The sequence below is a fragment of the Aquincola tertiaricarbonis genome, assembly GCF_000969605.1.
Classification (GTDB): domain Bacteria; phylum Pseudomonadota; class Gammaproteobacteria; order Burkholderiales; family Burkholderiaceae_C; genus Aquincola; species Aquincola tertiaricarbonis.
This window is the reverse complement of record NZ_JZUE01000005.1, coordinates 56457-78824: the sequence shown is the minus strand read 5'-3', so window position 1 is coordinate 78824 and position 22368 is coordinate 56457. Positions and strand designations below refer to the sequence as shown.

The 22368-nt window shown below is 70.7% G+C and carries 21 protein-coding genes; 10 read left to right on the top strand and 11 right to left on the bottom strand.

The features are described from left to right. Positions 1-44: 44 nt before the first annotated feature. Together VO99_RS07645 and VO99_RS07640 are read right to left on the bottom strand one after the other, a co-directional pair. Positions 45-1154 carry an acyl-CoA dehydrogenase family protein gene (locus VO99_RS07645; protein ID WP_046112241.1) on the bottom strand — a complete coding sequence of 370 codons (1110 nt, stop codon included), beginning with the start codon at positions 1152-1154 and terminating at the stop codon, positions 45-47. Between the two features lies 1 nt (position 1155). Then, on the bottom strand, positions 1156-2337 hold the full coding sequence (locus VO99_RS07640; RefSeq protein WP_046112240.1) for an acyl-CoA dehydrogenase family protein: 1182 nt from the start codon (positions 2335-2337) through the stop codon (positions 1156-1158). 120 nt (positions 2338-2457) lie between these two features. Between VO99_RS07640 and VO99_RS07635 the strand changes: the two genes are divergently transcribed. Together VO99_RS07635 and VO99_RS07630 are read left to right on the top strand one after the other, a co-directional pair. Next, entirely contained in the window at positions 2458-3663 is a 1206-nt protein-coding gene (locus tag VO99_RS07635) for an SUMF1/EgtB/PvdO family nonheme iron enzyme (RefSeq protein WP_046112239.1), read from the top strand. Positions 3664-3701: 38 nt separating this feature from the next. After that, positions 3702-4850 (top strand): mechanosensitive ion channel family protein, encoded by a 1149-nt coding sequence (locus VO99_RS07630; protein ID WP_046112238.1) that lies wholly within the window; start codon positions 3702-3704, stop codon positions 4848-4850. Between the two features lie 251 nt (positions 4851-5101). Here VO99_RS07630 and VO99_RS07625 read toward each other — a convergent pair whose 3' ends face one another. The 5 genes from VO99_RS07625 to VO99_RS07605 form a co-directional block, all read right to left on the bottom strand. Next, positions 5102-5965: an SHOCT domain-containing protein gene (locus tag VO99_RS07625; protein WP_046112237.1), complete on the bottom strand. Its 864-nt coding sequence runs from the start codon at positions 5963-5965 to the stop codon at positions 5102-5104. Positions 5966-6020: 55 nt separating this feature from the next. Continuing rightward, entirely contained in the window at positions 6021-8567 is a 2547-nt protein-coding gene (locus VO99_RS07620) for a GspE/PulE family protein (RefSeq protein WP_083440434.1), read from the bottom strand. 110 nt (positions 8568-8677) lie between these two features. Continuing rightward, positions 8678-10012 carry a TRAP transporter large permease gene (locus VO99_RS07615; RefSeq protein ID WP_046112236.1) on the bottom strand — a complete coding sequence of 445 codons (1335 nt, stop codon included), beginning with the start codon at positions 10010-10012 and terminating at the stop codon, positions 8678-8680. A gap of 22 nt (positions 10013-10034) precedes the next feature. Continuing rightward, positions 10035-10568 carry a TRAP transporter small permease gene (locus tag VO99_RS07610; RefSeq protein WP_046112235.1) on the bottom strand — a complete coding sequence of 178 codons (534 nt, stop codon included), beginning with the start codon at positions 10566-10568 and terminating at the stop codon, positions 10035-10037. Further along, positions 10568-11533 carry a TRAP transporter substrate-binding protein gene (locus VO99_RS07605; protein WP_046112234.1) on the bottom strand — a complete coding sequence of 322 codons (966 nt, stop codon included), beginning with the start codon at positions 11531-11533 and terminating at the stop codon, positions 10568-10570. The genes VO99_RS07610 and VO99_RS07605 overlap by 1 nt, the downstream gene beginning before the upstream one ends. A 182-nt stretch (positions 11534-11715) precedes the next feature. Between VO99_RS07605 and VO99_RS07600 the strand changes: the two genes are divergently transcribed. From VO99_RS07600 to VO99_RS07590, 3 genes are read left to right on the top strand one after another with little or no spacing between them, the layout of a single operon-like run. Further along, positions 11716-12288: a winged helix DNA-binding protein gene (locus VO99_RS07600; protein WP_083440433.1), complete on the top strand. Its 573-nt coding sequence runs from the start codon at positions 11716-11718 to the stop codon at positions 12286-12288. Beyond that, entirely contained in the window at positions 12288-12956 is a 669-nt protein-coding gene (locus VO99_RS07595; RefSeq protein WP_046112233.1) for an aspartate/glutamate racemase family protein, read from the top strand. The genes VO99_RS07600 and VO99_RS07595 overlap by 1 nt, the downstream gene beginning before the upstream one ends. A gap of 8 nt (positions 12957-12964) precedes the next feature. Then, positions 12965-16618 carry a hydantoinase B/oxoprolinase family protein gene (locus VO99_RS07590; RefSeq protein WP_046112232.1) on the top strand — a complete coding sequence of 1218 codons (3654 nt, stop codon included), beginning with the start codon at positions 12965-12967 and terminating at the stop codon, positions 16616-16618. On the opposite strand, the gene VO99_RS28695 is transcribed toward VO99_RS07590, so the two are convergent. Then, positions 16615-17136: a BON domain-containing protein gene (locus VO99_RS28695; RefSeq protein WP_052736180.1), complete on the bottom strand. Its 522-nt coding sequence runs from the start codon at positions 17134-17136 to the stop codon at positions 16615-16617. The genes VO99_RS07590 and VO99_RS28695 overlap by 4 nt on opposite strands. A 148-nt stretch (positions 17137-17284) precedes the next feature. Here VO99_RS28695 and pcp point away from each other — a divergent pair, with 148 nt between their 5' ends. Beyond that, positions 17285-17971, top strand: coding sequence for a pyroglutamyl-peptidase I (gene pcp / locus VO99_RS07580; RefSeq protein WP_046112231.1), 687 nt, complete (start codon positions 17285-17287; stop codon positions 17969-17971). 27 nt (positions 17972-17998) lie between these two features. Here pcp and VO99_RS07575 read toward each other — a convergent pair whose 3' ends face one another. Further along, entirely contained in the window at positions 17999-18226 is a 228-nt protein-coding gene (locus VO99_RS07575) for an anti-sigma factor family protein (protein WP_046112230.1), read from the bottom strand. A gap of 16 nt (positions 18227-18242) precedes the next feature. Beyond that, positions 18243-18806, bottom strand: coding sequence for a sigma-70 family RNA polymerase sigma factor (locus VO99_RS07570; protein WP_046112229.1), 564 nt, complete (start codon positions 18804-18806; stop codon positions 18243-18245). A 140-nt stretch (positions 18807-18946) separates the two neighbouring features. On the opposite strand from VO99_RS07570, the gene VO99_RS07565 reads away from it, so the two are divergent. Genes VO99_RS07565 through VO99_RS07550 form a run of 4 tightly spaced genes read left to right on the top strand, consistent with a single transcriptional unit; the run spans position 18947 to position 21391 of the window. Then, positions 18947-19219 carry a BufA1 family periplasmic bufferin-type metallophore gene (locus tag VO99_RS07565; protein ID WP_046112228.1) on the top strand — a complete coding sequence of 91 codons (273 nt, stop codon included), beginning with the start codon at positions 18947-18949 and terminating at the stop codon, positions 19217-19219. A 26-nt stretch (positions 19220-19245) separates the two neighbouring features. Beyond that, on the top strand, positions 19246-20103 hold the full coding sequence (locus tag VO99_RS07560) for an MbnB/TglH/ChrH family RiPP precursor modification enzyme (RefSeq protein WP_046112227.1): 858 nt from the start codon (positions 19246-19248) through the stop codon (positions 20101-20103). After that, positions 20100-20939, top strand: a complete 840-nt coding sequence (locus tag VO99_RS07555) for an HvfC/BufC family peptide modification chaperone (protein ID WP_052736179.1) — start codon at positions 20100-20102, stop codon at positions 20937-20939. Before VO99_RS07560 ends, VO99_RS07555 begins: the two co-directional genes overlap by 4 nt. Beyond that, entirely contained in the window at positions 20936-21391 is a 456-nt protein-coding gene (locus VO99_RS07550) for a DoxX family protein (protein WP_046112226.1), read from the top strand. Before VO99_RS07555 ends, VO99_RS07550 begins: the two co-directional genes overlap by 4 nt. Here VO99_RS07550 and tolA read toward each other — a convergent pair. Further along, a complete protein-coding gene (gene tolA / locus VO99_RS07545; protein WP_046112225.1) occupies positions 21388-22368 on the bottom strand; it encodes a cell envelope integrity protein TolA in 981 nt (326 codons plus the stop codon). The two genes, VO99_RS07550 and tolA, sit on opposite strands and share 4 nt — an antisense overlap.

Below are 22368 nucleotides of genomic sequence, written 5' to 3'. Positions count from 1 at the left end.
TAGACAAGATGACGCGGCCATGAACCTCGCCGCCGGTGATCCCGCTATGCAAACACGCCGGCCGTGTCCTGCATGCGGGCCGACACTTCGCCCAGGTGGTGCATCGTGTCGCCGTAGGCCATTTCCAGCATCGTCAGGCGCTTGAAGTAGTGGCTGGCCACGTACTCGTCCGTCACGCCGATGCCGCCGTGCAGCTGCACGCACTGCTGGCCGACGAAGCGCATGCTGTGGCCCAGCTGCACCTTGGCCTGCGACAGCGCGCGCCGGCGCTGCTCCTGCGGCTCGCCGAGCTTGAGCGTGGCGTAGTAGCTCATCGATCGACCCAGCTCCACCTGCATCTTCACGTCGGCCACGCGGTGGCGCAGCGCCTGGAAGGTGGCGATGGTCACGCCGAACTGCTTGCGCTGGTTCATGTACTCGACGGTGATGGCCAGCAGCCGGTCCATCAGGCCGACGGCCTCGGCGCACACCGCGGCGATGCCCACGTCGGTGGCATGCATCAGCGCCGGCAGGCCATCCTGCGCCACCAGCGCGGCGGCAGCGTTGTCGAACGTGACCTCGGCCGCCCGCGCGCCGTCCTGCGTGGGATAGCCGCGCACCTGCGCCGCGGCCTTGTCCACCAGGAAGAGGCCGATGCCGCCCGCATGCCGCGCGCTCACCACGAAGGCATCTGCCTCGTCGCCCGCGGCCACCACGCTCTTGGCGCCGCTCACGGTCCATCCTTCGCCGGCCTGCGTCGCGGTGGCCTGCACGTCGTCCAGCCGGTAGCGGCTGCGGCGCTCCTGCAGCGCCGGCACCACCAGGGCCGAGCCGTCGGCGATCCTCGGCAGCCACTCGGCCTGCAGCGCCTCGGGTGCAGCGGACAACAAGGCCGGGGCCACCAGCGCGGCCTCGGTGTAGGGCGCGTTGACCAGGCCGCGGCCCAGTTCCTCCATCACCACCATGGCCTCGACCGGGCCGAAGTTCATGCCGCCGTGCGCCTCCGGCACGGCCAGGCCGGCCAGGCCCAGCTCGGCCAGTTCGGCATATACCGCGCGCGTGGCGCCGCCGGCCTTGGCCAGGCCATGGCGGCGGTCGAAGGAGAAGCCTTTTTCCACCCAGCGCTGCACCGCGTCGCGCAGCGAGGCCTGGTCTTCCGTGAAGTCGAAGTTCATGTCAGCTCCCGAGCACGGTTTGCGCAACGATGTTGCGTTGCACTTCGTTCGAGCCACCGTAGATGGTGGTCTTGCGCATGTTGAAGTAGGTGCCGGACAGCGGCGCCAGGTAGGCCGCGCCGACGTGGTCGCCCTGCCAGCCGGCTTCCATGGCCTCGTGCACATAGGGCCGGGCGAAGGGCCCGGCGGCCAGCATCATCAGCTCGGTGTAGCGCTGCTGGATCTCGCTGCCGCGGATCTTCAGCAGGCCGGCCACGTCCAGGCTGCTCTTGCCGCTGGTCTCGGCGCTCAGCACCCGCAGCACCATCATCTCCAGCGCCACGATGTCCACTTCCAGCAGCGCGATCTGGTCGCGGAAGCGGGCGTCGTCGTACACGCCCTCGGCCTTGGCGATGCGCTTGAGCCGTTCCAGCTCGCGCTTGGCACGGTTCACGTCGGCGATGTTGGTGCGCTCGTGCGCCAGCAGGTACTTGGCGTAGGTCCAGCCCTTGTTCTCCTCGCCCACCAGGTTCTCGGCCGGCACCTCGACGTTGTCGAAGAACACCTCGTTGACCTCGTGCTCGCCGTCCAGCGTGATGATGGGCCGCACGGTGATGCCGGGGCTCTTCATGTCGATCAGCAGGAAGCTGATGCCCGTTTGCGGCTTGCCTTCGGTGCTGGTGCGCACCAGGCAGAAGATCCAGTCGCCGTACTGGCCGAGCGTTGTCCAGGTCTTCTGGCCGTTGACGATGTACTTGTCGCCCTGGCGCACCGCCCGCGTCTTGACCGAGGCCAGGTCGGAGCCGGAGCCCGGCTCGCTGTAGCCCTGGCTCCACCACACCTCGCCACTCATGATGCCGGGCAAGTGCTTCTTCTGCTGCTCGGGCGTGCCGAAGGCCATGATCACCGGGGCCACCATCACCGGGCCGAAGGGCACCACGCGCGGTGCGCCGGCCAGCGCGGTCTCTTCCTCGAACAGGTGGCGCTGGATGGCGTTCCAGCCCGGGCCGCCGAACTGCTTGGGCCAGGCCCAGCCGTGCCAGCCCTGCTTGCCGAGGATCTTGGCCCAGCGCTGCAGGTCGTCCTTGCTCAGGCGCAGGGCGTTGTGCACCTTGTGGCTGATGTCCTGCGGCAGGTGGGCGGCCACCCACTGCCGGATCTCTTGGCGGAACGCTTGCTCTTCCGCGGTGAAGTTGAGGTCCATCGATGTGTCTCCTGGGGGATCGCGCGTTTTAGCACGGTCGTTCGATTCGGCTTTGTCGCTGGTGCGACAGGCCCGCACCGGGATAATCCACGGCATGCCCGCCGCTGTCCATCCGCGTTGATGTCGAGTGCCATCGATGCCCTGCTTGCCGACCCGCGCCGCATGCGCGTGGCCGATGCCGACGTGCTGTCGCTGGCCTTCATCGACGCGCGCAACCGCACGCTGCGCTGGCTGGCGCTGTTCGAGGGCGCGCCCGACACCCGCCGCCTGCCCACCGCCGATGCCGCGGTGCTGGCGCCGGCCCGCTGGCTGGCCGGCCATGCGGCCTGGTATCAGGAGCGCTGGATCGCCCGCAACCTGCAGCGCGCCCGCGGCCCGCAGGCCGACCGCGGCCGTGCGCCGCTGGCCAGCATCGACCCCGGCGCCGACGGCTGGTGGAACCCTGACGCCGTGGGCGGCGCCGCCCGCTGGCACATGGCGCTGCCCGACTTCGGCGCCACCCGGGCCTACCTGGCCGACACGCTGGATGTCACGGTGGAGTTGCTGGCCGGCGAGGACGACGACGACCTGCACTGGTTCCGCGATGCGCTGATGTACGAGGACGCGCTGGTCGAGCGCTTTGCCGCGCTGGCCCAGGCGCTGGGTCTGGAGGGCGCCGCCACGCTGGCCGTCGCGGCGCCGGTGCTGCCGCTGCGCCAGCCGCTGCTGTTCGGCGCGCAGCGCTTTCCGCTCGGGTCGCAGCCGGGCGGCTACGTGCCGCCGTCCGAGCAGTGGGCGCATGAGGAGGCGGTGCCCGAGTTCGAGATCGACGCCCAGCCGGTGAGCTGGTCGCAGTTCGCCGAGTTCGTGGAGGACGGCGGCTACGACGAGGCCCGCTGGTGGCATGCCGACGGCTGGGCCTGGGTGGAACGAGAGAGCCGGCGCAGCCCGCGCGACGTGGAGCAGCTGCGCAACGGCGTGCTGCTGCGCCGCTTCGGCCGGCTGCAGCGCGCCGCGGCCGCGCAGCCGGTGCTGCATGTCAACTGGTACGAGGCCGATGCCTGGTGCCGCTGGGCCGGCCGCCGGCTGCCCACCGAGGTGGAATGGGAACTGGCCGCGATGCAGGGCGGCGCGCGCGGCTGGGCCTGGGGCGGCGTGCGCGAATGGGTGGCCGGCCATGCCCGCGCCTGGCCGGGCGGCGCGGCCAGCGGCGTCGATGGCCGGCTGCGGGTGCTGCGCGGCGTGGCGGCGCTGGAGCCACACCGCATCGCCCACCCCAAGGCGCGGCGTTTTGCCGCGGCCGAGCGGGACGAGGGCTTCACCGGTTTCCGCAGCGCGGCCTTGTAACCGCGGGTGGCGGCACGGCGCTTGCCGCATGCGCCGCCATGAATCAAAGCGAACTGATCGACTGGTTTGGCGTCACCCGGCTGGGCGGCGTGCCCTTGAGCAACCTGCTGTGGGGCCTGCTGGCGGCCTGCATCGCCTACCTGGTGCTGACCACCGCGCTGCGCTTCGCCGTCTCACGCGCGGGCAAGGTGGCGCAGCACACCGCCACGCGCATCGACGACTTCCTGGTCAACGTGCTGGCCGGCACCAACCGCTGGCTGATCCTGGTGGCCTCGGTGCTCATCGGCGTGGGCGTGCTGGACCTGCCGGACCGCTGGCACAGCCGGGTGGAGCACCTGTGGTTCCTGGCGCTGGCGGTGCAGATGGGCCTGTGGATGAACCGCGCGGTGCAGGCCGGCCTGGCCGCCTACCACCAGCGCCACACGGCGGGAAGCGCCAATCCGCAGCAGGTGAGCGCCGCCGGAACCTTGATGGCCTGGGGCGCCAGCACGCTGGTATGGGCGGTGGTGCTGCTGTCCATCCTGGCCAACCTGGGCGTGAACATCACCGCCTTCGTGGCCAGCCTGGGCGTGGGCGGCATCGCCATCGCGCTGGCGGTGCAGAACATCCTGGGCGACCTGTTCGCCAGCGTCTCCATCGCGGTGGACAAGCCCTTCGAGGTGGGCGACTTCATCGTCATCGGCAGCACCGCCGGCACGGTGGAGCGCATCGGCCTGAAGACCACGCGCATCCGCAGCCTGCAGGGCGAGCAGATCGTGATGTCGAACACCGAGCTGCTGAAGCAGACGATCAACAACTACAAGCGGCTGCAGACCCGGCGCATCGTCTTCACCTTCGGCATCACCTACGACGCCACGCCCGAGCAGGCCGAGCAGGTGCCCGGCATCGTGCAGCGCATCGTGCAGGCCAGCGATCGGCTGAAGTTCGACCGGGCGCACTTCAAGGGCTTCGGCGAAAGCTCGCTGGACTACGAGGTGGTCTACATCGTCCAGGACCCGGGTTTCAACGTCTACATGGACGAGCAGCAGCGCATCAACCTGGCGCTGATGCGCGAGCTGGCCGGCATCGGCGTGCAGTTCGCGTTCCCGACCCGTACGCTGATCGTGCAGGGGCCGGTGCCGATCGACATGCCGGTGTCCGACGGGCCCGCGGCTGGCGGGCGCGGGGCGTCTTCGGCTTTGAACTGACTGCGGTGCTGATGGCTGATGGGGCGGGGCTCAATGCCTATCGCTGACGATGTGCCTGCAGCACGTAGCTTCGGGGTGATGTGTTCCGCTCGAGGCGGCAGCGAGGCCCACGCGGGAGGGTGGGGTGCTGGGCGCAGGGACATAAGAGGAGGAGGTCCCAGCCCTAGGATGGGGCCGGGGGACAGTCCCGGAGGCCAGTGCCCCGCCCTCCCGCGGCGTCCAAGCACCTATGGCCTCCCCCCGCCAAGAACTCAAATCCGCTTCAACAACTCCGCCTTCTTCGCCGCGAATTCCTCGTCGCTCAGGATGCCCTTGGACCGCAGGTCGGCCAGGCGCTCGATGGTGGCGAAGACGTCGCCTTGCTCGCCCGGCGACGATGACGATGGCGACGAAGTCGACGAGAACGAGGCCGACGACGCCGCGGCCGGCTGCTGCTGCTGAGTGTCCGACGACCACACCACGGGCAGCGTGGCCACGTCGATCAGGCCGTACTGGCTGTTGAAGCTCAGCGTGCCGCTGCCCGACTGCTGCTGGCCGAAGCCGCCGATGTTGTGGTCCTGCGTGTCGTACACCGTCACGCGGCCGCCCACGTCAATGGCCAGGCGGTGGGCCTGGGCGAAGTAGGCATAGCGCACGTTGTTCTGCGCACCGGTGCTGTTGGGCCAGCGCAGGTCGTCGGGCCACCAGTCGCCGCTGCCGCCGCCCGACGCCGCCGGCACGAACAGGCTGGCCTGGCCGAAGCTGTTGCGGTCGTTGCTCTGCACGCCGCCTTGGCCGCCGCTGTGCTGCTGCTGGCCGTAGCCGCCGCCCTGGCTTTGCGATTGAAAGCTGCCGCTGCGCACCAGGTCGGGCTGGCTGGACACCAGCTCGGCCAGCTCGGCGCACAGGCTGTCCACCCGGCTCTTGAGCTGGTTGTTGAACATGTCCGACACCATCGTCATGCCGCCGCGCATCCACTGGCCGGAGCCGGCGAACTCGGGATGGCTGAACTGGGCCATGCCGCCGTTGCCGTTGATCACGGCTTCCAGCATGTGCGTCACCGCATCGGCGCTGAAGCCGTGCCGCTGGGCGATGCCGTTGACTGCGTCCTGGCCGGCAGGAGAAAGTTGTCGCATGGAAGGCCTCGTCGCTCGTGGGCTGTGAAACCCGCGATTCTGAGGCCTTGCCATGTCAGGTGTTGCTCGTGGCGCGCACTTCCTCGATGGTGGTCAGGCCCTGCAGCACCTTCTCGATGCCGTCCTGGCGCAGGGTGCGCATGCCTTCGGCCAGCCCGGTGTTGAGGATCTCCTCCACGCGGCCGCCGGTCTGCACCAGCCGGCGCAGTTCGCGTGACATGGACAGCAGCTCATGCAGGCCCACCCGGCCCTTGAAGCCGCTGTCGTCGCAGTGCTTGCAGCCCGGCGCGTGGTAGTGCATCAGCTTGCCATTGCTGCCGAAGCGCGCGGTCCAGTCCGCCAGCAGCGCCTCCTCCGTCTCGCCGGCAAAGCGCTCGTCCTGCGGCGGGAACACATGCAGGTAGTCGTGCAGCAGCTCGGCCACCTGCTGCTCGGTGGCGGGGCTCGCCACGCGGCAGTGGGCGCAGATGCGGCGCACCAGCCGCTGGGCCAGCACCGCCAGCAGCGCATCGGCGAAGTTGAACGGGTCCATGCCCATGTCCAGCAGCCGCGTCACCGTCTCCGGCGCGCTGTTGGTGTGCAGGGTGCTGAACACCAGGTGGCCAGTGAGCGAGGCCTCCACCGCCATGTGCGCCGTCTCGCCGTCGCGGATCTCGCCCACCATGATGACGTCCGGGTCGGCGCGCAGGAAGGCGCGCAGCGCCTTGGCGAAGGTCCAGTCGATCTTGGCATTCACCTGCACCTGCCGCAGGCCGGCCTGGGTGATTTCCACCGGGTCCTCGGCCGTCCAGATCTTGCGCTCGGGCGTGTTGATCTTGGCCAGCGCCGAATGCAGCGTGGTGGTCTTGCCGCTGCCGGTGGGGCCCACGCACAGCACCATGCCGTAGGGGCGGCCCACGGCCTCGGTCAGGCGCTTGTAGTTGCGCTCCGAGACGCCCAGCTTCTCCAGCGGCAGCGGCTTGGCCGAGGCCAGCAGCCGCATCACCACGTCTTCCAGGCTGTTGTTGGTGGGAATGGTGGCGATGCGCAGCTCCAGCTTGTGCTGGGGGCTGAACTTGGCGAAGTTGATCTTGCCGTCCTGCGGCTTGCGGCGCTCGGAGATGTCGAGGTCGCACATGATCTTGATGCGCGCGATCAGCGCCGCGCGGTAGGTGTGCGGCAGCTCCAGGTAGGCACGCAGCACGCCGTCCTTGCGGAAGCGGATCTTCAGCTTCTCGCGGCCGGGGTAGGTCTCGATGTGGATGTCGGACACGCCCTGGTTGTGGGCGTCGATGATCATCTGGTTGATCAGCCGCACCAGCGAGTTGTCCGACTGCTCGATCGGCTGGTCGTCGTCGCTTTCCTTGGCGGCGCTGGAATGCTGCAGTTCCAGCGTCTCCACCAGCTTGCTGGCGTCCTGCGGCTCGAACTCGATGGCGGCGCTGGGGTCGTCGTTGCGGGCGCCCGAGGTGTCCATGCCGAAGCGCTCGTACACGCCGGGCAGCGCCCGCTGCACCTGCGCGGCAGTGGCCAGCGTGGGCACCACCTTCAGCTGCGAGACGAATTCCAGCTCCTCGATCACCGCCCGGCGCGAGGGATCCTCCAGCGCCACGATCAGGCGGCCGCCGCGCAGCAGCAGCGGCAGCGTGGTCAGCCGCGTGGCCACCGCGAACGGCAGCTTGCGCACCGCTTCCTGTTCCACCGGGAAGTGGGCGACGTCCACCACGGGGTAGCCCATCTTGCGGGCCAGCGCGGTCTGCAGGTCCTGGCGCGAGACCAGGCCCTGGCGCACCAGCATCTCGCCCAGCGGCACCGAGCGGTCGTGCTTCTGCTGCGCCAGCGCGTCGTCCAGCTGCTGGCCGGTGATCAGGCCCAGCGCGGTGAGCGCCTCGCCGATGCGCACCATCGGCATCTTGGCCTGCTGCTCGATGGCTTCCAGCAGCTGGTCGGCGGTGACGATCTGGCGGGTGACGAGGATGTCGCCCAGCTTCTGGGAGCGCATGCGCGACTGTTCTTCCACCGCCTGCTCGATCTGCGCCGGCGTGGCGGCCTGCTGTTCCACCAGCAGCTCGCCCAGGCGGGTGCCGAACTCCACCTCGCTGTAGGCCTCGCGCGGGATGAAGCTGCGCAGCACGGTGCCGGCGTCGTCCACCGGCTCGAAGATGAACACGCCGTAGGCCGCATCCACATGGCCGATGGTCAGGCCTTCGGTGGCGGTGCCGTCGCGCCAGATGATGCGGAAGGGCACCGCCGGCCGGTGGTCGACGATGGCCGCATGCGGGTCGTTGTGGGCCGAGCCCAGCGTGGGCAGCGGCGCCTTCAGCGTGAGGCGGCGGAACTGGTCGAAGCGCAGCGGGATGGCGGCGCGCGCGGGCAGCACCTTGACATGCGCGATGCCGGCTTCGGGCGTGAGCGACATCAGCTTGCCGGGGCGGGCCTTGCCGCTCAGGCCTTCCAGGTCGCAGTCCTCGGGGCGGCTCTGGCGCACCGGCTCCGGGTAGCTGGCATAGGGCGGCGTGGGCCACTTGAACGGATCGTAGGCCGGCCCGCGGTCGGGGCCGAGGTCGGCCGGGACCGTGTCCTGCATCGAGAACTCGAGCGGCGGCAAGGAAAGATCAGACATCAGGTGTCCTCGTGGCACGTGGGAAGCGCCGGAACAGACACACCGGCACGCCCCTGCATGCTAGGCAGGCGCGCCGATCCAGAAAGGCCGATAAGCCGGGCCGCCGGCCCTCAATTGGTGCCCGGCGGCGCCACCACCGGATCGGCTCCCATCACCGCATCGGGCAGCCATGTAACAAGCTGGGGGAATACCGTGACGAGCACGATGCACACCACCAGGCAGCCGAAGAAGGGCAGGGCGGCGCGGGCGATGGTGTTGCTGTCCTTGCCGGTCATGTTCTGCAGCACGAAGAGGTTGAATCCCACCGGCGGCGTGACCTCGGCGATCTCCACCAGCAGCACCACGAAGATGCCGAACCACACCAGGTCGAAGCCGGCCTTCTGGATCATCGGCAGCACCACGGCCGAGGTGAGCACGATCATCGAGATGCCGTCCAGCGCGGTGCCCAGCACCAGGTACACGCCCACCAGCACCGCGATCAGCGCATAGGGGCTGAGCTGCAGGCTGTCCACCCACTCGGCCAGCTCGCGCGGAATGCCGGTGAAGGCCATGGTCTTGGTGAGGAAGGAGGCCCCGGCCAGGATGAACATGATCATGCAGCTGGTGCGGGTGGCGCTCATCAGTCCTTCGACGAAGTTGCGCCAGGTCAGGCTGCGGCCCCAGGCGGCCAGCGCCAGCGCGCCGGCCACGCCGTAGGCCGCGCATTCGGTGGCGGTGGCGTAGCCGGCGATGAGCACCCAGCAGATGAAGACGATGAGCGCCGCGCAGGGGATGAGCTGGCCCGAGCGGCGGATCTTCTCCATGAAAGAGGTGGGCGCATCCGGCGGCGGCACCTGGGCCGGGTGGCGGATGCTCCACCAGGCGATGTAGCCCGAGAACAGTGCCATCAGCACCGCACTGGGAATGAAGCCGGCCAGGAAGATGCGGATGATGGAGGCATCGGCCGCCACCGCGTACACCACCATGGTGATCGATGGCGGGATGAGGATGCCCAGCGTGCCGGCGGTGGCCAGCGAGCCCAGCGCGAGCCGCTCGGAGTAGCCGCGGCGCTGCAGCTCGGGCAGGGCCACCTTGGCGATGGTGGCGCAGGTGGCGGCCGACGAGCCCGAGACCGAGCCGAAGATGCCGCAGCCCAGCACCGTGGTGTGCATCAGCCGGCCCGGCACGCGGTTGAGCCAGGGCCGCAGGCCCTCGAACATCTCCTCCGACAGCCGGGTGCGGAACAGGATCTCGCCCATCCAGATGAACAGCGGCAGCGCCGCCAGCTCCCACGAGGCGTTGGACTCCCAGAAGGCGGAGAACAGGTTCTTGGCCGGCTGCGTGCTGGTGAAGAACGCCTGCCCCACCCAGCCCACGATCGCCAGCGTCATCGCGATCCACACGCCGCCGGCCAGCAGCACCAGCATCAGCACGAGCAGGATCGCGCCCATCGTCAGGATGTCCATCGTCGCGTCGGTCCCGGGTTCGTCAGATGTCGGAAGAAAAATCGCCCTGCGCGTGCCGCTGCTCCACGGCCACCACGAAGCTGGGCCGGCCGCCGCGCAGCACGATCACCAGCTCGTCCACCACCGCGATCCACAGCAGCACCGAGCCGATGGCAAAGCCCAGCTGCGGAATCCACAGCGGCATCGGCAGCAGGCCGGTGGCGATGTCGTTGAACTCCCAGCTCTCGTAGGTGAACGACACGGCAGCCCACATCAGGTAGCTGGCGGCGGCGGTGCCGATCAGCAGCGACACCAGCTCCAGCACGCGCCGCACCCGGGGCGACACATGCTCCAGCAGCAGGGTCACGCGCACGAAGTCGCCATGCTTGAAGGCATGGGCCATCGCGAAGAAGCCGGCCGCCGCGCAGCACCAGGCCACCACGTCGGGCACGGCGCCGGTGCGCACGCCCAGGCCGCGCAGCACGCTCTGGCCGATCATCAGCAGCGCGATCAGCGCCACGAAGCTCGCGGCCACCACGCCGGCCGCGAAGTACAGCCCGTCCAGCAGACGGCGCATCACTTGCGGAAGGCGCTGATCACCGCATCCCCGTCAGGCCCGGCCTTCTTCTGCCAGTCGGCCAGCATGATGCCGCCCACCTGCTTCAGGTCGGCCACCAGCTTGGGCGAAGGCGTCATGATCTTCATGCCCTTGTCGGTCAGCGCCTTCTTGTACCAGGCGTTCTTCTCCTCGCTGATCTTCCAGCCGCGGGCCTCGGCATCGGCGGCGGCCTTGAGCAGCGCGTCCTGCGTGGGCTTGTCCAGCGCGTCGAAGGCCTTCTTGTTGACCAGGATGCCGTTCTTGGGCAGCCAGGCCTGGGTGTCGTACCAGTACTTGATGCTCTCGTAGGTCTTGCTGTCGTAGCCGGTGGAGCCGCTGGACATGTAGCTCTCCACCACGCCGGTGGCCAGCGCCTGCGAGAGCTCGGCCGCCTGGATGGTGACCGGCTGCGCACCGATCAGCTCGGCCACCTTGGCCGTGGCCGGGCTGTAGGCGCGCCACTTCAGCCCGCGCATGTCGGCCACCGAGGCGATCTCCTTCTTCACGTAGATGCCCTGCGGCGGCCACGGCACGGCGTACAGCAGCATCATGCCCTGCGAGGCCAGCAGCTTCTGCAGCACCGGCTTCTGCGCCTCGGCGAGCTTCTTCGACTCGGCATAGCTGGTGGCCAGGAAGGGAATGCCGTCCACGCCGTAGATCGGGTTCTCGTTCTCGAAGTTGGCCAGCAGCACCTCGCCGATGGGCGCCTGGCCGCCTTGCACCGCGCGCTTGATCTCGTTGGCCTTGAACAGCGAGGCGTTGGCATGCACGGTGATCTTGAGCTTGCCGCCGGTGGCCTTGTCCACGTCGGCCGCGAACTGGGTCAGGTTCTCGGTGTGGAAGTTGGTGGCGGGGTAGGCGGCGGGCAGGTCCCACTTGGTCTGGGCCTGGCTGGCCATCACCGCGCCCAGCGTCAGCAGCGTGGCGGCCAGGGTGGTGGGCATCGAAGGGACACGGGTCACAGGCATGAGGTCGCTCCAGCAAAGAGGTGTGCGAACTGTCGCACCGAAAACGGGCATGGCTAGCACGGTGCGTGCCGGGGCTTACCCGGAGGTGCCTGGCAGCCGCATTGCCGGGGCCACGGCTTTGCGATAAAACGTCGATGTTTTCTCAGCAACTTGCCGACATGACGCAGGCAACCCGCATGCAAAAACGCGCGACTCCCAGCGCCGCCCCGGCCGGCTCGCACCGGCGCGGCAAGCCGGGCGCGGGCATCGTCAGCTCGGCGCACCTGGTGTCGCCGCGCAGCGCGGAGCTGTCGGAGTTCGAGTTCGGCCTCATCGTCGCCTTCAATGCCTTCTCCCGCTGGGCGGTGCGTTGCATGGCCGCGGCCGGGCAGGGCGAGTTCACCTTCACCGACGTGCTGCTGCTGCACCACGTGGCCCACCGTGCGCGCCACAAGAAGCTGGCCGACATCTGCTTCGTGCTGAACTACGAGGACACCCATGTGGTGGCCTATTCGCTGAAGAAGCTGGTGGCCGCCGGGCTGCTGGAGGCCAGCAGGCAGGGCAAGGAGGTGTTCTACCAGCCCACCCCCGCCGGCGAAGCCGCGGTGCAGGCCTACCGCGCGGTGCGCGAGCAGTGCCTGCTGCAAAGCCTGGACACCGAGCTGAATGCCCCGGTGGGCGAGCTGGCCCGGCTGCTGCGCACCATGAGCGGCATGTACGACCAGGCCGCCCGCTCGGCCGGCTCGCTGTGATGGCCGCGCCGTTCCTCGGCATCCTGATGCTGCAGACCCGCTTTCCGCGCCTGCCGGGCGACATCGGCCATCCGCACACCTTCGCCTTCCCGGTGCGGCGCCGGGTGGTGGCCGGTGCCAGCCCGCAGCGCGTGGTGCGGGAGCAGGCGGCCGGGCTGCTGCAGCCCTTCGTCGATGCCGCGCGGCAGCTGGTGGACGAGGGCGCGGCCGCCATCGCCACCAGCTGCGGCTTTCTCGCCATGTTCCAGCCGCAGCTGCAGGCGGCGCTGCCGGTGCCGGTGTGGACGTCCAGCCTGCTGAAGCTGGCCGAGCTGCCGCCCGGCAGTGCCGGCGTGGTGACGGTGGATGCGCAGGCCCTGGGCACCGCCCACCTGCGGGCCGTGGGCGCGGACGTGGCCACGCCGGTGGCCGGCCTGCCGCCCGGCTGCCGGCTGCAGCGCACGCTGGTCGACGACCTGCCGATGCTGGACGAAGCCGATGCGCAGGCCGAGGTGGTGCAGGCCGCGCTGCGCCTGCTGCAGCAGGCCGGGCCGCTGCAGCACATCGTGCTGGAATGCACCAACATGCCGCCCTATGCGGCCGCCGTGCACGCCGCCACCGGCGCCACGGTGCACGACATCACCACCGTGCTGACCGAACGCTGGTCGGCGCTTTCCCTGACCGAGTGAGCAAGCCCATGGACCCACGCTGGCAGTTCTGGATCGACCGCGGCGGCACCTTCACCGACATCGTGGGCCGTGCGCCCGGCGGCGTGCTGCACACCCTGAAGCTGCTGAGCGAGGACCCCGGCCGTTATGACGACGCGGCGGTCGAGGGCATCCGCCGGCTGCTGCAGCTGGAGCCCGACGAGCCGGTGACGCCGGAGCTGGTGGGCTGCGTGAAGATGGGCACCACCGTGGCCACCAATGCGCTGCTGGAGCGCAAGGGCGACCGCACGGTGCTGGTCACCACCCGCGGCTTCCGCGATGCGCTGCGCATCGCCTACCAGGCGCGGCCGCGGCTGTTCGACCGCCGCATCCTGCTGCCCGAGCTGCTGCATGAGCGGGTGATCGAGGCCGACGAACGCATCGGCGCCGACGGCAGCGTGGTGCAGCCGCTGGACGAGGCCGCGCTGCGCACCCGGCTGCAGCAGGCCTTCGACAGCGGCATACGCGCCTGCGCAGTGGTGTTCATGCACGGCTGGCGCTTCACCGCGCACGAGGCCGCGGCCGGCGCGCTGGCGCGCGAGATCGGCTTCACCCAGGTGTCCATCTCGCACGAGGTGAGCCCGCTCATCAAGCTGGTGCCGCGCGGCGACACCACGGTGGTGGATGCCTACCTGAGCCCCATCCTGCGCCGCTACGTGGACCGCGTGGCCGCGCAGATGCCGGGCGTGCGGCTGCTGTTCATGCAGAGCTCGGGCGGCCTGGCCGAGGCCCGCCGGTTCCAGGGCAAGGACGCCATCCTCTCCGGCCCGGCCGGCGGCATCGTGGGCATGGTGCGCACCGCCGCGGCGGCCGGCCATGCCAAGGTCATCGGCTTCGACATGGGCGGCACCTCCACCGACGTGTCGCACTATGCCGGGGAGTTCGAGCGCGCCTTCGAGACGCAGGTGGCCGGCGTGCGCATGCGCGCGCCGATGATGAGCATCCACACCGTGGCCGCCGGCGGCGGCTCCATCATCCGCTTCGACGGGGCGCGGCTGCGCGTGGGGCCGGAATCGGCCGGCGCCCATCCCGGGCCGGCCAGCTACCGCCGCGGCGGCCCGCTGGCCACCACCGATGCCAACGTGATGCTGGGCCGCATCCAGCCGGCGCACTTCCCCGCGCTGTTCGGGCCGCGCGGCAACCAGCCGCTGGACCGTGCCGAGGTGCTGCACCGCTTCGAGGCCATCGCCGAGCAGATGCAGCAGGCCGGCGGCCGCAGCGTGCATGCGGAGGACGTGGCCGCCGGCGCACTGCAGATCGCGGTGGCCAACATGGCCAATGCCATCAAGCGCATCTCGGTGGCACGCGGCTACGACGTCACCGCCTACACGCTGCAGTGCTTTGGCGGCGCGGGTGGCCAGCATGCCTGCGCGGTGGCCGATGCCCTGGGCATGCGCACGGTGTACGTGCATCCGCTCGCCGGCGTGCTGAGTGCCTACGGCATGGGCCTGGCCGACCAGATCGTGATGCGCGAAGCCTCGGTGGAACAGGCGTTGGACGCTGCAGGCCTGGCCGCCGCGCAGGCCCTGGCCGCCACGCTGGAAGCGGCCGCGCGCCAGGAGCTGGCCGCCCAGGCCGGCGAGGCGACCGGCGAGCCGGCCGGCATGCAGCTGCAGGCCCGGGCCCAGCTGCGCCTGCGCGGCACCGACACCGCGCTGCAGGTGGCGCTGACCGAGCCGGAGCGCATGCGCGCGGACTTCGAGGCCGCCTACCGCCAGCGCTTCGCCTTCCTGCCGCCGGACAAGCCGCTGGAAATCGAATCGGTGTCGGTGGAAGCGGTGCTGCCCGGCGACCGCATCGCCACGCCGGGCGCCGGCGCGGCGCCCCTGCACACCGTGCCGCGGGCCGAGGCGGTGCGCATGTACTGCCTGGCCGACGACCAGCCGGCCGGCTGGCGCGATGCCTGGCTGTTCCAGCGCGAGCAGCTGCCGCCCGGCGCGCATGTGGACGGCCCGGCCATCCTGGCCGAGCGCAATGCCACCACCGTGGTGGAGCCCGGCTGGCAGGCCCGGCTGCTGGCCGGCGGCGCGGTGGAGCTGCACCGGGTGCGGCCACGCGCCGGCACCGTGGCAGTGGGCACCCAGGCCGACCCGGTGATGCTGGAGGTGTTCAACAACCTCTTCATGAACATCGCCGAGCAGATGGGCCTGCGGCTGCAGAACACCGCGCACTCGGTGAACATCAAGGAGCGGCTGGACTTCTCCTGCGCGCTGTTCGACAGCGCCGGCAACCTCATCGCCAATGCGCCGCACATGCCGGTGCATCTGGGCTCGATGAGCGAATCCATCAAGAGCGTGATCGCGCGCAACCCGGGCATGAAGCGGGGCGAGGTGTTCGTTCTGAACGACCCGTACCACGGCGGCACCCACCTGCCCGACATCACCGTGGTGACGCCGGTGTTCCTCGACGAGGCCAGCGGCGCCGATGCCACGCGGCCCGCCTTCTACGTGGCCTCGCGCGGCCACCATGCCGACGTGGGCGGCAGCACGCCGGGCTCGATGCCGCCGTTCTCGCAGACCATCGCCGACGAAGGCGTGCTGATCGACAACATGAAGCTGGTGGAGGTGGGCCCGCAGGGCCCGGTGCTGCGCGAGCAGGCGTTGCTGGCGCTGCTGGCCAGCGGCCCCTGGCCGGCGCGCAACCCGGCGCAGAACCTGGCCGACCTGCAGGCGCAGATCGCGGCCAACGAGAAGGGCGTGCAGGAGCTGCATGCGATGGTGGCGCAGTACGGCCTGCCCACCGTGGCCGCTTACATGGGCCATGTGCAGGACAACGCGGAGGAATCGGTGCGCCGCGTGATCACCGCGCTGAAGGACGGGCGCTTCGAGCTGCCGCTGGACAACGGTGCCTGCATCCGGGTGCAGGTGCAGGTGGATGCGGCCGCGCGGGCGGCCACCATCGACTTCACCGGCACCAGTGGGCAGCTGCCCAATAACTTCAATGCGCCGAAGGCGGTGACCATGGCCGCGGTGCTGTACGTCTTCCGCACGCTGGTGGACGACGACATCCCGCTCAACGCCGGCTGCCTGAAGCCGCTGCAGGTCATCGTGCCCGAGGGGTGCATGCTCAACCCGCGTCCGCCGGCGGCGGTGGTGGCCGGCAACGTGGAGACCTCCACCTGCGTGACCAATGCGCTGTATGGCGCGCTGGGCGTGATGGCGGCCGGCCAGTGCACGATGAACAACTTCACCTTCGGCAATGCGCGCCACCAGTACTACGAGACGGTGTCCGGCGGCTCCGGCGCGGGCGAGGGTTTCGACGGCACCAGCGTCGTGCAGACGCACATGACCAACTCCCGCCTGACCGATCCCGAGGTGCTGGAGTTCCGCTTCCCGGTGCGGCTGGAAGGCTATGAGATCCGTGCCGGCTCCGGCGGCGCCGGCCGCTGGAAGGGCGGCGATGGCGGCACCCGCCGCATCCGCTTCCTGGAGCCGATGACGGCCAGCATCCTGAGCAACGGCCGCCTCCATGGCGCCTTCGGGCTGCAGGGCGGCCGGCCGGGCCAGGTGGGCAGCAACCATGTGCAAAGAGCCGATGGCCGCGTGGAGACGCTGGGGCACATCGGCTCGGCCGAACTGCAGCCCGGCGACGTGTTCGTGCTGAACACGCCGGGCGGCGGCGGCTGGGGGGACCCTGCCGCTTAGCTGTTGGCCACCTGCAGCTTGTTCACCACCGAGGTGACGCCGATCACGGTGGAGGCCACCTGTTCGGCCTTGGTCTTCTCGTTGGCGTTCTTCACCTCGCCATTGAGCGTGACCACGCCGTTGGCGGTGTCCACGTCGATGTTGAGCGAACCCAGGTCGGGCGCGGTGATCAGTGCGGTCTTCACCTTCGCCGTGAGGCTGGCGTCGCCGGTGGCGCTGGCCACGTTGCCGGCGGCGTTCTCGGCGGCATTGCCCAGGCTGCGGGCCGCATCGCCCACGTTGTCCATGGTGCTGCCGGTGTTGCCGCTGCCCGCCGTGGTGGTCGTCGAGTCGGTGGTGGTGGCCGGCGGCGTGGTCGAGGGCGTGGTGGGCACCGGTGCGGGCTCGGTGCTGGCCACCGTGCCGCCGGCGGTGCCGGTGGCGGCGGTGTCGTCGCTGCGCGGGCTGCAGGCCGTCAGCAGGGTGAGGGCGGCGGCCGAGGCCACGATCGCGAGCCGGTTGCGGTGGGTCGCTTGCATCGTTCGAACTCCTGTGCAGATGCGCCTGGGCGCGATACGGAAACTGTAGGCAGCGCTGCGCGGCGCGCCTGTCGGGCCGGCTCGGCAATGCCTGTAGTCATGTTCCGACGCCTGTGAAGAGGTGTACGCGGCGGGCCAGAATGCAGCGATGCACAGCAGTCAAGCCCTTCCCACGGTGCTCGTCACCGGCTTTGAGCCCTTCGGCGGCATGCCGCTCAACCCCAGTGGCGCGGTGGCGCAGGCGCTGCACGGCCGCCAGCTGGAGTTGCCCGGCGGCCCGGCGGCGCAGGTGGTCGGCGTGGTGCTGCCCTGCGTGTTCGGCCAGTCGTTGCGGGCGCTGGATGAAGCACTGGCCCTGCATCGGCCCCGGCTGGTGCTGGCCCTGGGCCAGGCCGACGGCCGCACCGACCTGTCGGTGGAGCGCGTGGCCATCAACGTCGACGACGCGCGCATCCCCGACAACGCCGGCGCGCAGCCGGTGGACCTGCCGGTGGTGGCGGATGGGCCGGCGGCCTACTTCAGCACCCTGCCCATCAAGGCCATCGTGGCGGCGCTGAAGGCGGCGGGCCATCCGGCATCGGTGTCGCAGACCGCCGGCACCTTCGTCTGCAACCATGTGTTCTACGGGCTGCAGCACCGGCTGGCCGGCAGCGGCGTGCGCAGCGGCTTCGTGCATGTGCCGCTGCTGCCGCAGCAGGCGGCGCTGGCAGCCGCGGGCGTGTCGCCGCCCAGCCTGGCGCTCGTGCTGCAGATCGAGGCCGTGGTGCTGGCGCTGCAGGTGGCGCTGGGCTGGCAGGGGCAGGACCTGCAGCGCGGCGGCGGCGCGCTGGATTGAGGCGTCGTGGGCCTTGCGGCCGGGCGGTCAGTCGTGCGGCCGCCTGGGCAGCGGCGGATCGGCCGGGCCGTCCCGGCCGGCGCGCCACTGCTTCATGGCCTCGCGCATCACGAGCACCTGCGCCGAGAAATGCGTGCAGCCGTGGCATGCCATCAGGTGCAGGCGCACGCCGATGCGCTCGCCCAGCCGCAGGCGGCGGTCTTCGCCGGCCAGCACCAGGCGGGTGGTTTCGCGGCAGTTGGGCATCAGCTTCATGGGTGTCGTCGCAACATCAGGCGGGGCGGCTGGCACGTTGGAACCAGCGCAGGTCCAGGCACTCGCGCAGCCGCAGCCGCGCGCGGTGCAGCAGCACCCAGAGGTTGGTCGGGGTGATGCGCAATTCCTTGCAGATTTCTTCGCTGTCCAGCTCCAGCCACTCGCGCATCATGAACACGCGGCCCTGGGCGGGCGGCAGATGCTGCACGCAGGCTTCCAGCACCTCGAGGAACTGGCGCTCGCCCAGCGAGGCCTCCGGGCTGGCCCAGGCCGCCGGTGGCTCGCGCCAATGGCCCTGGGGCGTGAACAGCAGCTCGTCCAGGTCCTCGCCGTCCTCGTCCACCAGCACCGTGGCTTCGCGTGCATGGCGTCGCAGCTGGTCCACCACCTTGTGCTTGAGGATGCCCACCAGCCAGGTCTTGAGCTGCGACTGGCCACCGAAGGCCTGCGGCCGTTCCAGCGCAGCCAGCAAGGTGTCGGATACCGCATCCTCGGCCCAGGCCTCGTTGCGCAACTGCGTGCGGGCAAAGCGCAGCAGCTGGGGACGCAGGCTTTCGACCTGACGCGCGAAATCACTCATGGGCACGAAGGAAAGTTTTTTGTCGGCCGCAGTGTAATTAGCGGTGGGTACCGTCGACTGAAGCAGGCCGGCAGCGTTGCCGGTATGCCGGTCCTCGACGACCATCCCAACTTCCTTCAGTCCTTCAACGGAGCATCCTCATGAACCACCGCCTCATCGCCTCTTCCGCCCTTGCCTCGGTGCTGGCCCTCGGCCTGGCCGGCCACGCCGCCGCGCAGGACAAGGGCAAGGAGAAGTGCTACGGCATCGCCAAGGCCGGCCAGAACGATTGCGCCAACCTCAGCAAGACCCACAGCTGCGCCGGCCAGGCCAAGACCGACAACGCACCGGACGAATGGAAGTACGTGGCCAAGGGCACCTGCAAGGACATGAAGGGCATGACCGCCGAGGAAGCGGCCAAGGCCAAGAGCTGAGCGCACGAACCCTGACCGCCCGCGCCATGCATTCCACGCCTGCACCCGCCGCCGGCATCGGCTGGCGCCAGCCGCACGAGGCCGAGCTGCTGCAGCGCCGGCCGGCGCTGGGCTTCATCGAGGTGCATTCGGAGAACTACTTCGCCGAAGGCGGTGCCGCGCTGGCGGTGCTGGCGCGGGCCCGCGAGGCCTATGCGCTGAGCCTGCATGGCGTGGGCCTGGCGCTGGGCTCGGCGGCCGGTCTGGATGCCTGGCACCTGGACCGGCTGGCCATGCTGGCGCAGCGCATGCAGCCGGTGCGCGTGTCCGACCATGCCTGCTTCGCCCGCGCGCCGCAGGCGGCCGGCGGGCCGGTGGTGCATGGCAACGACCTGCTGCCGCTGGGCTTCAACGATGAATCGCTGCGCATCCTGTGCAGCAACGTGCAGCGGGTGCAGGAGCGGCTGCGCCGGCCCATCGGCGTGGAGAACCTGGCCGCGTACCTGGGCTGGGCCGACGACACGCTGGCCGAGCCGCAGTTCTTCAATGAGCTGGCCCGCCGTACCGGCTGCTGGCTGCTGCTGGACCTGAACAACATCGCCGTCAATGCGTTGAATGCGGGCCTCGATCCGCTGGCCGAAGGCCGGGCCTGGGTCGATGCGCTGGACGCGCGGCAGGTGGGCGAGATCCACCTGGCCGGCTACGACGACAGCGGCGACATCGTGGTGGACGACCATGGCAGCCGGGTGCATCCGCCGGTGTGGCAGCTGTATGCCCATGCGGTGCGGCGCCTGGGCCCCGTGCCCACGCTGATCGAATGGGACACCGATCTGCCTGCGCTGGACGTGCTGCTGGAAGAAGCCGCGCGGGCCGATGCGCTGCAGCGCCAGGAGGCGGGCCTGTGAGCGCCGCCGATACCTCCGGCCGCGAGGCGGCGCGGCAGGCCGCGCTGCTGGGCGCGGTGCAGCCTGGCGGCCATGTGCCGGGCCCGGGGCTGGCACTGCGGGCGCCGCAGGCCGGCCTGGCGCGCGGCCTGCAGGTCTACCAGGCCAATGCCGGCGCGGCGGCCGAACGTGCGCTGGCCGCGGCGTATCCCACCGTGGCCGCGCTCATCGGCGGCGAATCGATGGCCGCGCTGGCGCGGGTGTTCTGGCGCGCCCAGCCCCCCAGGCGGGGCGACCTCGGTGAATTGGGGTCCGGCTTGCCGGCCTTCATCGCCGACAGCCCCACGCTGGCCAGCGAGCCCTACCTGCCCGACGTGGCCCGGCTGGACTGGCTGGTGCACCAGGCTGCACGCGCGGCCGATGCGCCGGCCACGGTGCAGGCCCTGGAGCGGCTGGGCGACACCGATCCCGACCGGCTGCAGCTGCTGCTGGTGCCCGGCGCGGCACTGCTGCGCTCTCGCTGGCCGGTGGTGGCCATCTGGCAGGCGCACCAGCCGCTGCCCGCGGGCCAGCCGCAGCCGGCGGACCGCTTCGCCGACGTGCGCGCCGCGATGGCCGTGCGGCGTGGCGAAGCGGCCGCGGTGTGGCGACAGGGCTGGCATGTGCGCGTGGCGGCGCTGGGCCCGGCGGCCAGCGACTTCACGCAGGCACTGCTGGCCGGGCAGGTGCTGTCCGAGGCGCTGGATGCAGCGCCCGATCTCGACTTCGCCAGCTGGCTGGGCGAGGCATTGCAACAAGACCGGTTGGCCGGCGTGCGGGTGTTGCCGCCGGTGGCGCCGGAAGGAGAGTCCCCATGAACAGCATCACTCCCGCCACGGCCCTGCAGGCCTGGCAGCGCCGCATCGTCGGCGCGCTCGAAGCGGCCCAGCCGCTGGCCCAGCTGGCCGCCCGGCTGTACCTGGCCCAGGTGTTCTTCCTGTCCGGCCTGACCAAGCTGCGCGACTGGGAGATCACCGTCGCGCTGTTCACCGACGAATACCGCGTGCCACTGCTGCCGCCGGAAGTGGCTGCGCTGATGGGCACGGCGGGCGAGCTGGTGCTGCCGGTGTTGCTGGTGCTCGGCCTGGCCGGCCGCTTCGCCGCGCTGGGCCTGTTCGTCGTCAATGCGGTGGCCGTCGTCAGCCTGCCCGACATCGGCGAGGCCGCGCTGCAGCAGCATGTGTTCTGGGGCAGCCTGCTGCTCGGCCTCCTCCTGTGGGGGCCGGGGCGTTGGTCGGTGGATGGGTGGTGGGTGCGGCGCGGCCGCTAGTCGCCCCGCCGGAACACGATCTCCATCGACGACGGCACGCGCCCGTCCACGTCGCGCGGCAGGGTATCGGTGCGGTCGATGGCACGCAGCACCGCATCGTCCCAGGCCTTCACGCCGCTGGCCTTGACCAGGCGGCGGCCCAGGATGGTGCCGTCGGGCGCGGCGCGCACCTCCACCACCGCCACGGGGCTGCCGGGCACCTCGTCCGTCAGCACGATGTTGGGCCGCACACGGGCGATGATGCGGCCCGCATAGCTGGCCGAGGGGCCCGCGGCGCGCTGGGCGGTGCCGGTGGCATCCGGTGCGCCGGTGGCGCCGGCCTGGCCCATCATGCGGGCCAGCTGGTCCTTGCGCAGCTGCTCCCGACGGGCCTCGGCGGCCTTCTCGGCCTTGTCCCGCTCGGCCTTCTCGCGGGCGGCCTTGGCCTGCTGCTCGGCCCGTTCCTTCTTCTCTTCCTCCGCCTTCTCGCGCCGCGCCTGTTCCTCGGCCTTCTGGCGCTCTGCCTTCTGCCGGGCCTCGCGTTCGCGGCGCTCCTCCTGGCGTTCGCGTTCCTGCTCCCGCTGCTTCTCGCGCTCGCGTTCACGGGCCAGCTCGGCCTGGCGTTCCTTCTCCTTCTTCGCCTTCTCCACCGCGATCTCGGCATCACGCTCGGCCGGCGAGGGCCGCGGCGGGGGCGCCGGCACCGGCGCGGGTGCCGGGGCGGGAGGAGGCGGCGGGGGCGGCGGCTCGGGAGCCGGGGCGGGCGCGGGCGCCGACGTGGGGGCTGGCGGCGGCGGCTCGCCGCGCGGCGCGGCTTCGGTGGTGTTGGCGGCCCACAGCTCGGCGGTGGTGCCCTCGGGCTCGCTCACGCGCCACTTCACGGCCAGCGCGATGGCGCCCACCAGCGCCAGGTGCGCCAGCACCGCAGCCACGGCGCCGGCCCGCATGCCGCCCGGTTGTTGCGGGCGCAGCACGTCGACGGCTTGTTCGTCGGCCAT

What these genes read in the sequence shown, in the direction of transcription:
- VO99_RS07640 (WP_046112240.1), bottom strand. Translation starts at nt 2,337, where the DNA reads ATGGACCTCAACTTCACCGCGGAAGAGCAAGCGTTCCGCCAAGAGATC.
- VO99_RS07620 (WP_083440434.1), bottom strand. Translation starts at nt 8,567, where the DNA reads ATGTCTGATCTTTCCTTGCCGCCGCTCGAGTTCTCGATGCAGGACACG.
- VO99_RS07570 (WP_046112229.1), bottom strand. Translation starts at nt 18,806, where the DNA reads ATGAGTGATTTCGCGCGTCAGGTCGAAAGCCTGCGTCCCCAGCTGCTG.
- VO99_RS07590 (WP_046112232.1), top strand. Translation starts at nt 12,965, where the DNA reads ATGGACCCACGCTGGCAGTTCTGGATCGACCGCGGCGGCACCTTCACC.
- VO99_RS07550 (WP_046112226.1), top strand. Translation starts at nt 20,936, where the DNA reads ATGAACAGCATCACTCCCGCCACGGCCCTGCAGGCCTGGCAGCGCCGC.
- VO99_RS07605 (WP_046112234.1), bottom strand. Translation starts at nt 11,533, where the DNA reads ATGCCCACCACCCTGGCCGCCACGCTGCTGACGCTGGGCGCGGTGATG.
- VO99_RS07560 (WP_046112227.1), top strand. Translation starts at nt 19,246, where the DNA reads ATGCATTCCACGCCTGCACCCGCCGCCGGCATCGGCTGGCGCCAGCCG.
- VO99_RS07595 (WP_046112233.1), top strand. Translation starts at nt 12,288, where the DNA reads ATGGCCGCGCCGTTCCTCGGCATCCTGATGCTGCAGACCCGCTTTCCG.
- VO99_RS07630 (WP_046112238.1), top strand. Translation starts at nt 3,702, where the DNA reads ATGAATCAAAGCGAACTGATCGACTGGTTTGGCGTCACCCGGCTGGGC.
- VO99_RS07575 (WP_046112230.1), bottom strand. Translation starts at nt 18,226, where the DNA reads ATGAAGCTGATGCCCAACTGCCGCGAAACCACCCGCCTGGTGCTGGCC.
- VO99_RS07600 (WP_083440433.1), top strand. Translation starts at nt 11,716, where the DNA reads ATGACGCAGGCAACCCGCATGCAAAAACGCGCGACTCCCAGCGCCGCC.
- VO99_RS28695 (WP_052736180.1), bottom strand. Translation starts at nt 17,136, where the DNA reads ATGCAAGCGACCCACCGCAACCGGCTCGCGATCGTGGCCTCGGCCGCC.
- pcp (WP_046112231.1), top strand. Translation starts at nt 17,285, where the DNA reads ATGCACAGCAGTCAAGCCCTTCCCACGGTGCTCGTCACCGGCTTTGAG.
- VO99_RS07625 (WP_046112237.1), bottom strand. Translation starts at nt 5,965, where the DNA reads ATGCGACAACTTTCTCCTGCCGGCCAGGACGCAGTCAACGGCATCGCC.
- VO99_RS07635 (WP_046112239.1), top strand. Translation starts at nt 2,458, where the DNA reads ATGTCGAGTGCCATCGATGCCCTGCTTGCCGACCCGCGCCGCATGCGC.
- VO99_RS07565 (WP_046112228.1), top strand. Translation starts at nt 18,947, where the DNA reads ATGAACCACCGCCTCATCGCCTCTTCCGCCCTTGCCTCGGTGCTGGCC.
- VO99_RS07615 (WP_046112236.1), bottom strand. Translation starts at nt 10,012, where the DNA reads ATGGACATCCTGACGATGGGCGCGATCCTGCTCGTGCTGATGCTGGTG.
- tolA (WP_046112225.1), bottom strand. Translation starts at nt 22,368, where the DNA reads ATGGCCGACGAACAAGCCGTCGACGTGCTGCGCCCGCAACAACCGGGC.
- VO99_RS07610 (WP_046112235.1), bottom strand. Translation starts at nt 10,568, where the DNA reads ATGCGCCGTCTGCTGGACGGGCTGTACTTCGCGGCCGGCGTGGTGGCC.
- VO99_RS07645 (WP_046112241.1), bottom strand. Translation starts at nt 1,154, where the DNA reads ATGAACTTCGACTTCACGGAAGACCAGGCCTCGCTGCGCGACGCGGTG.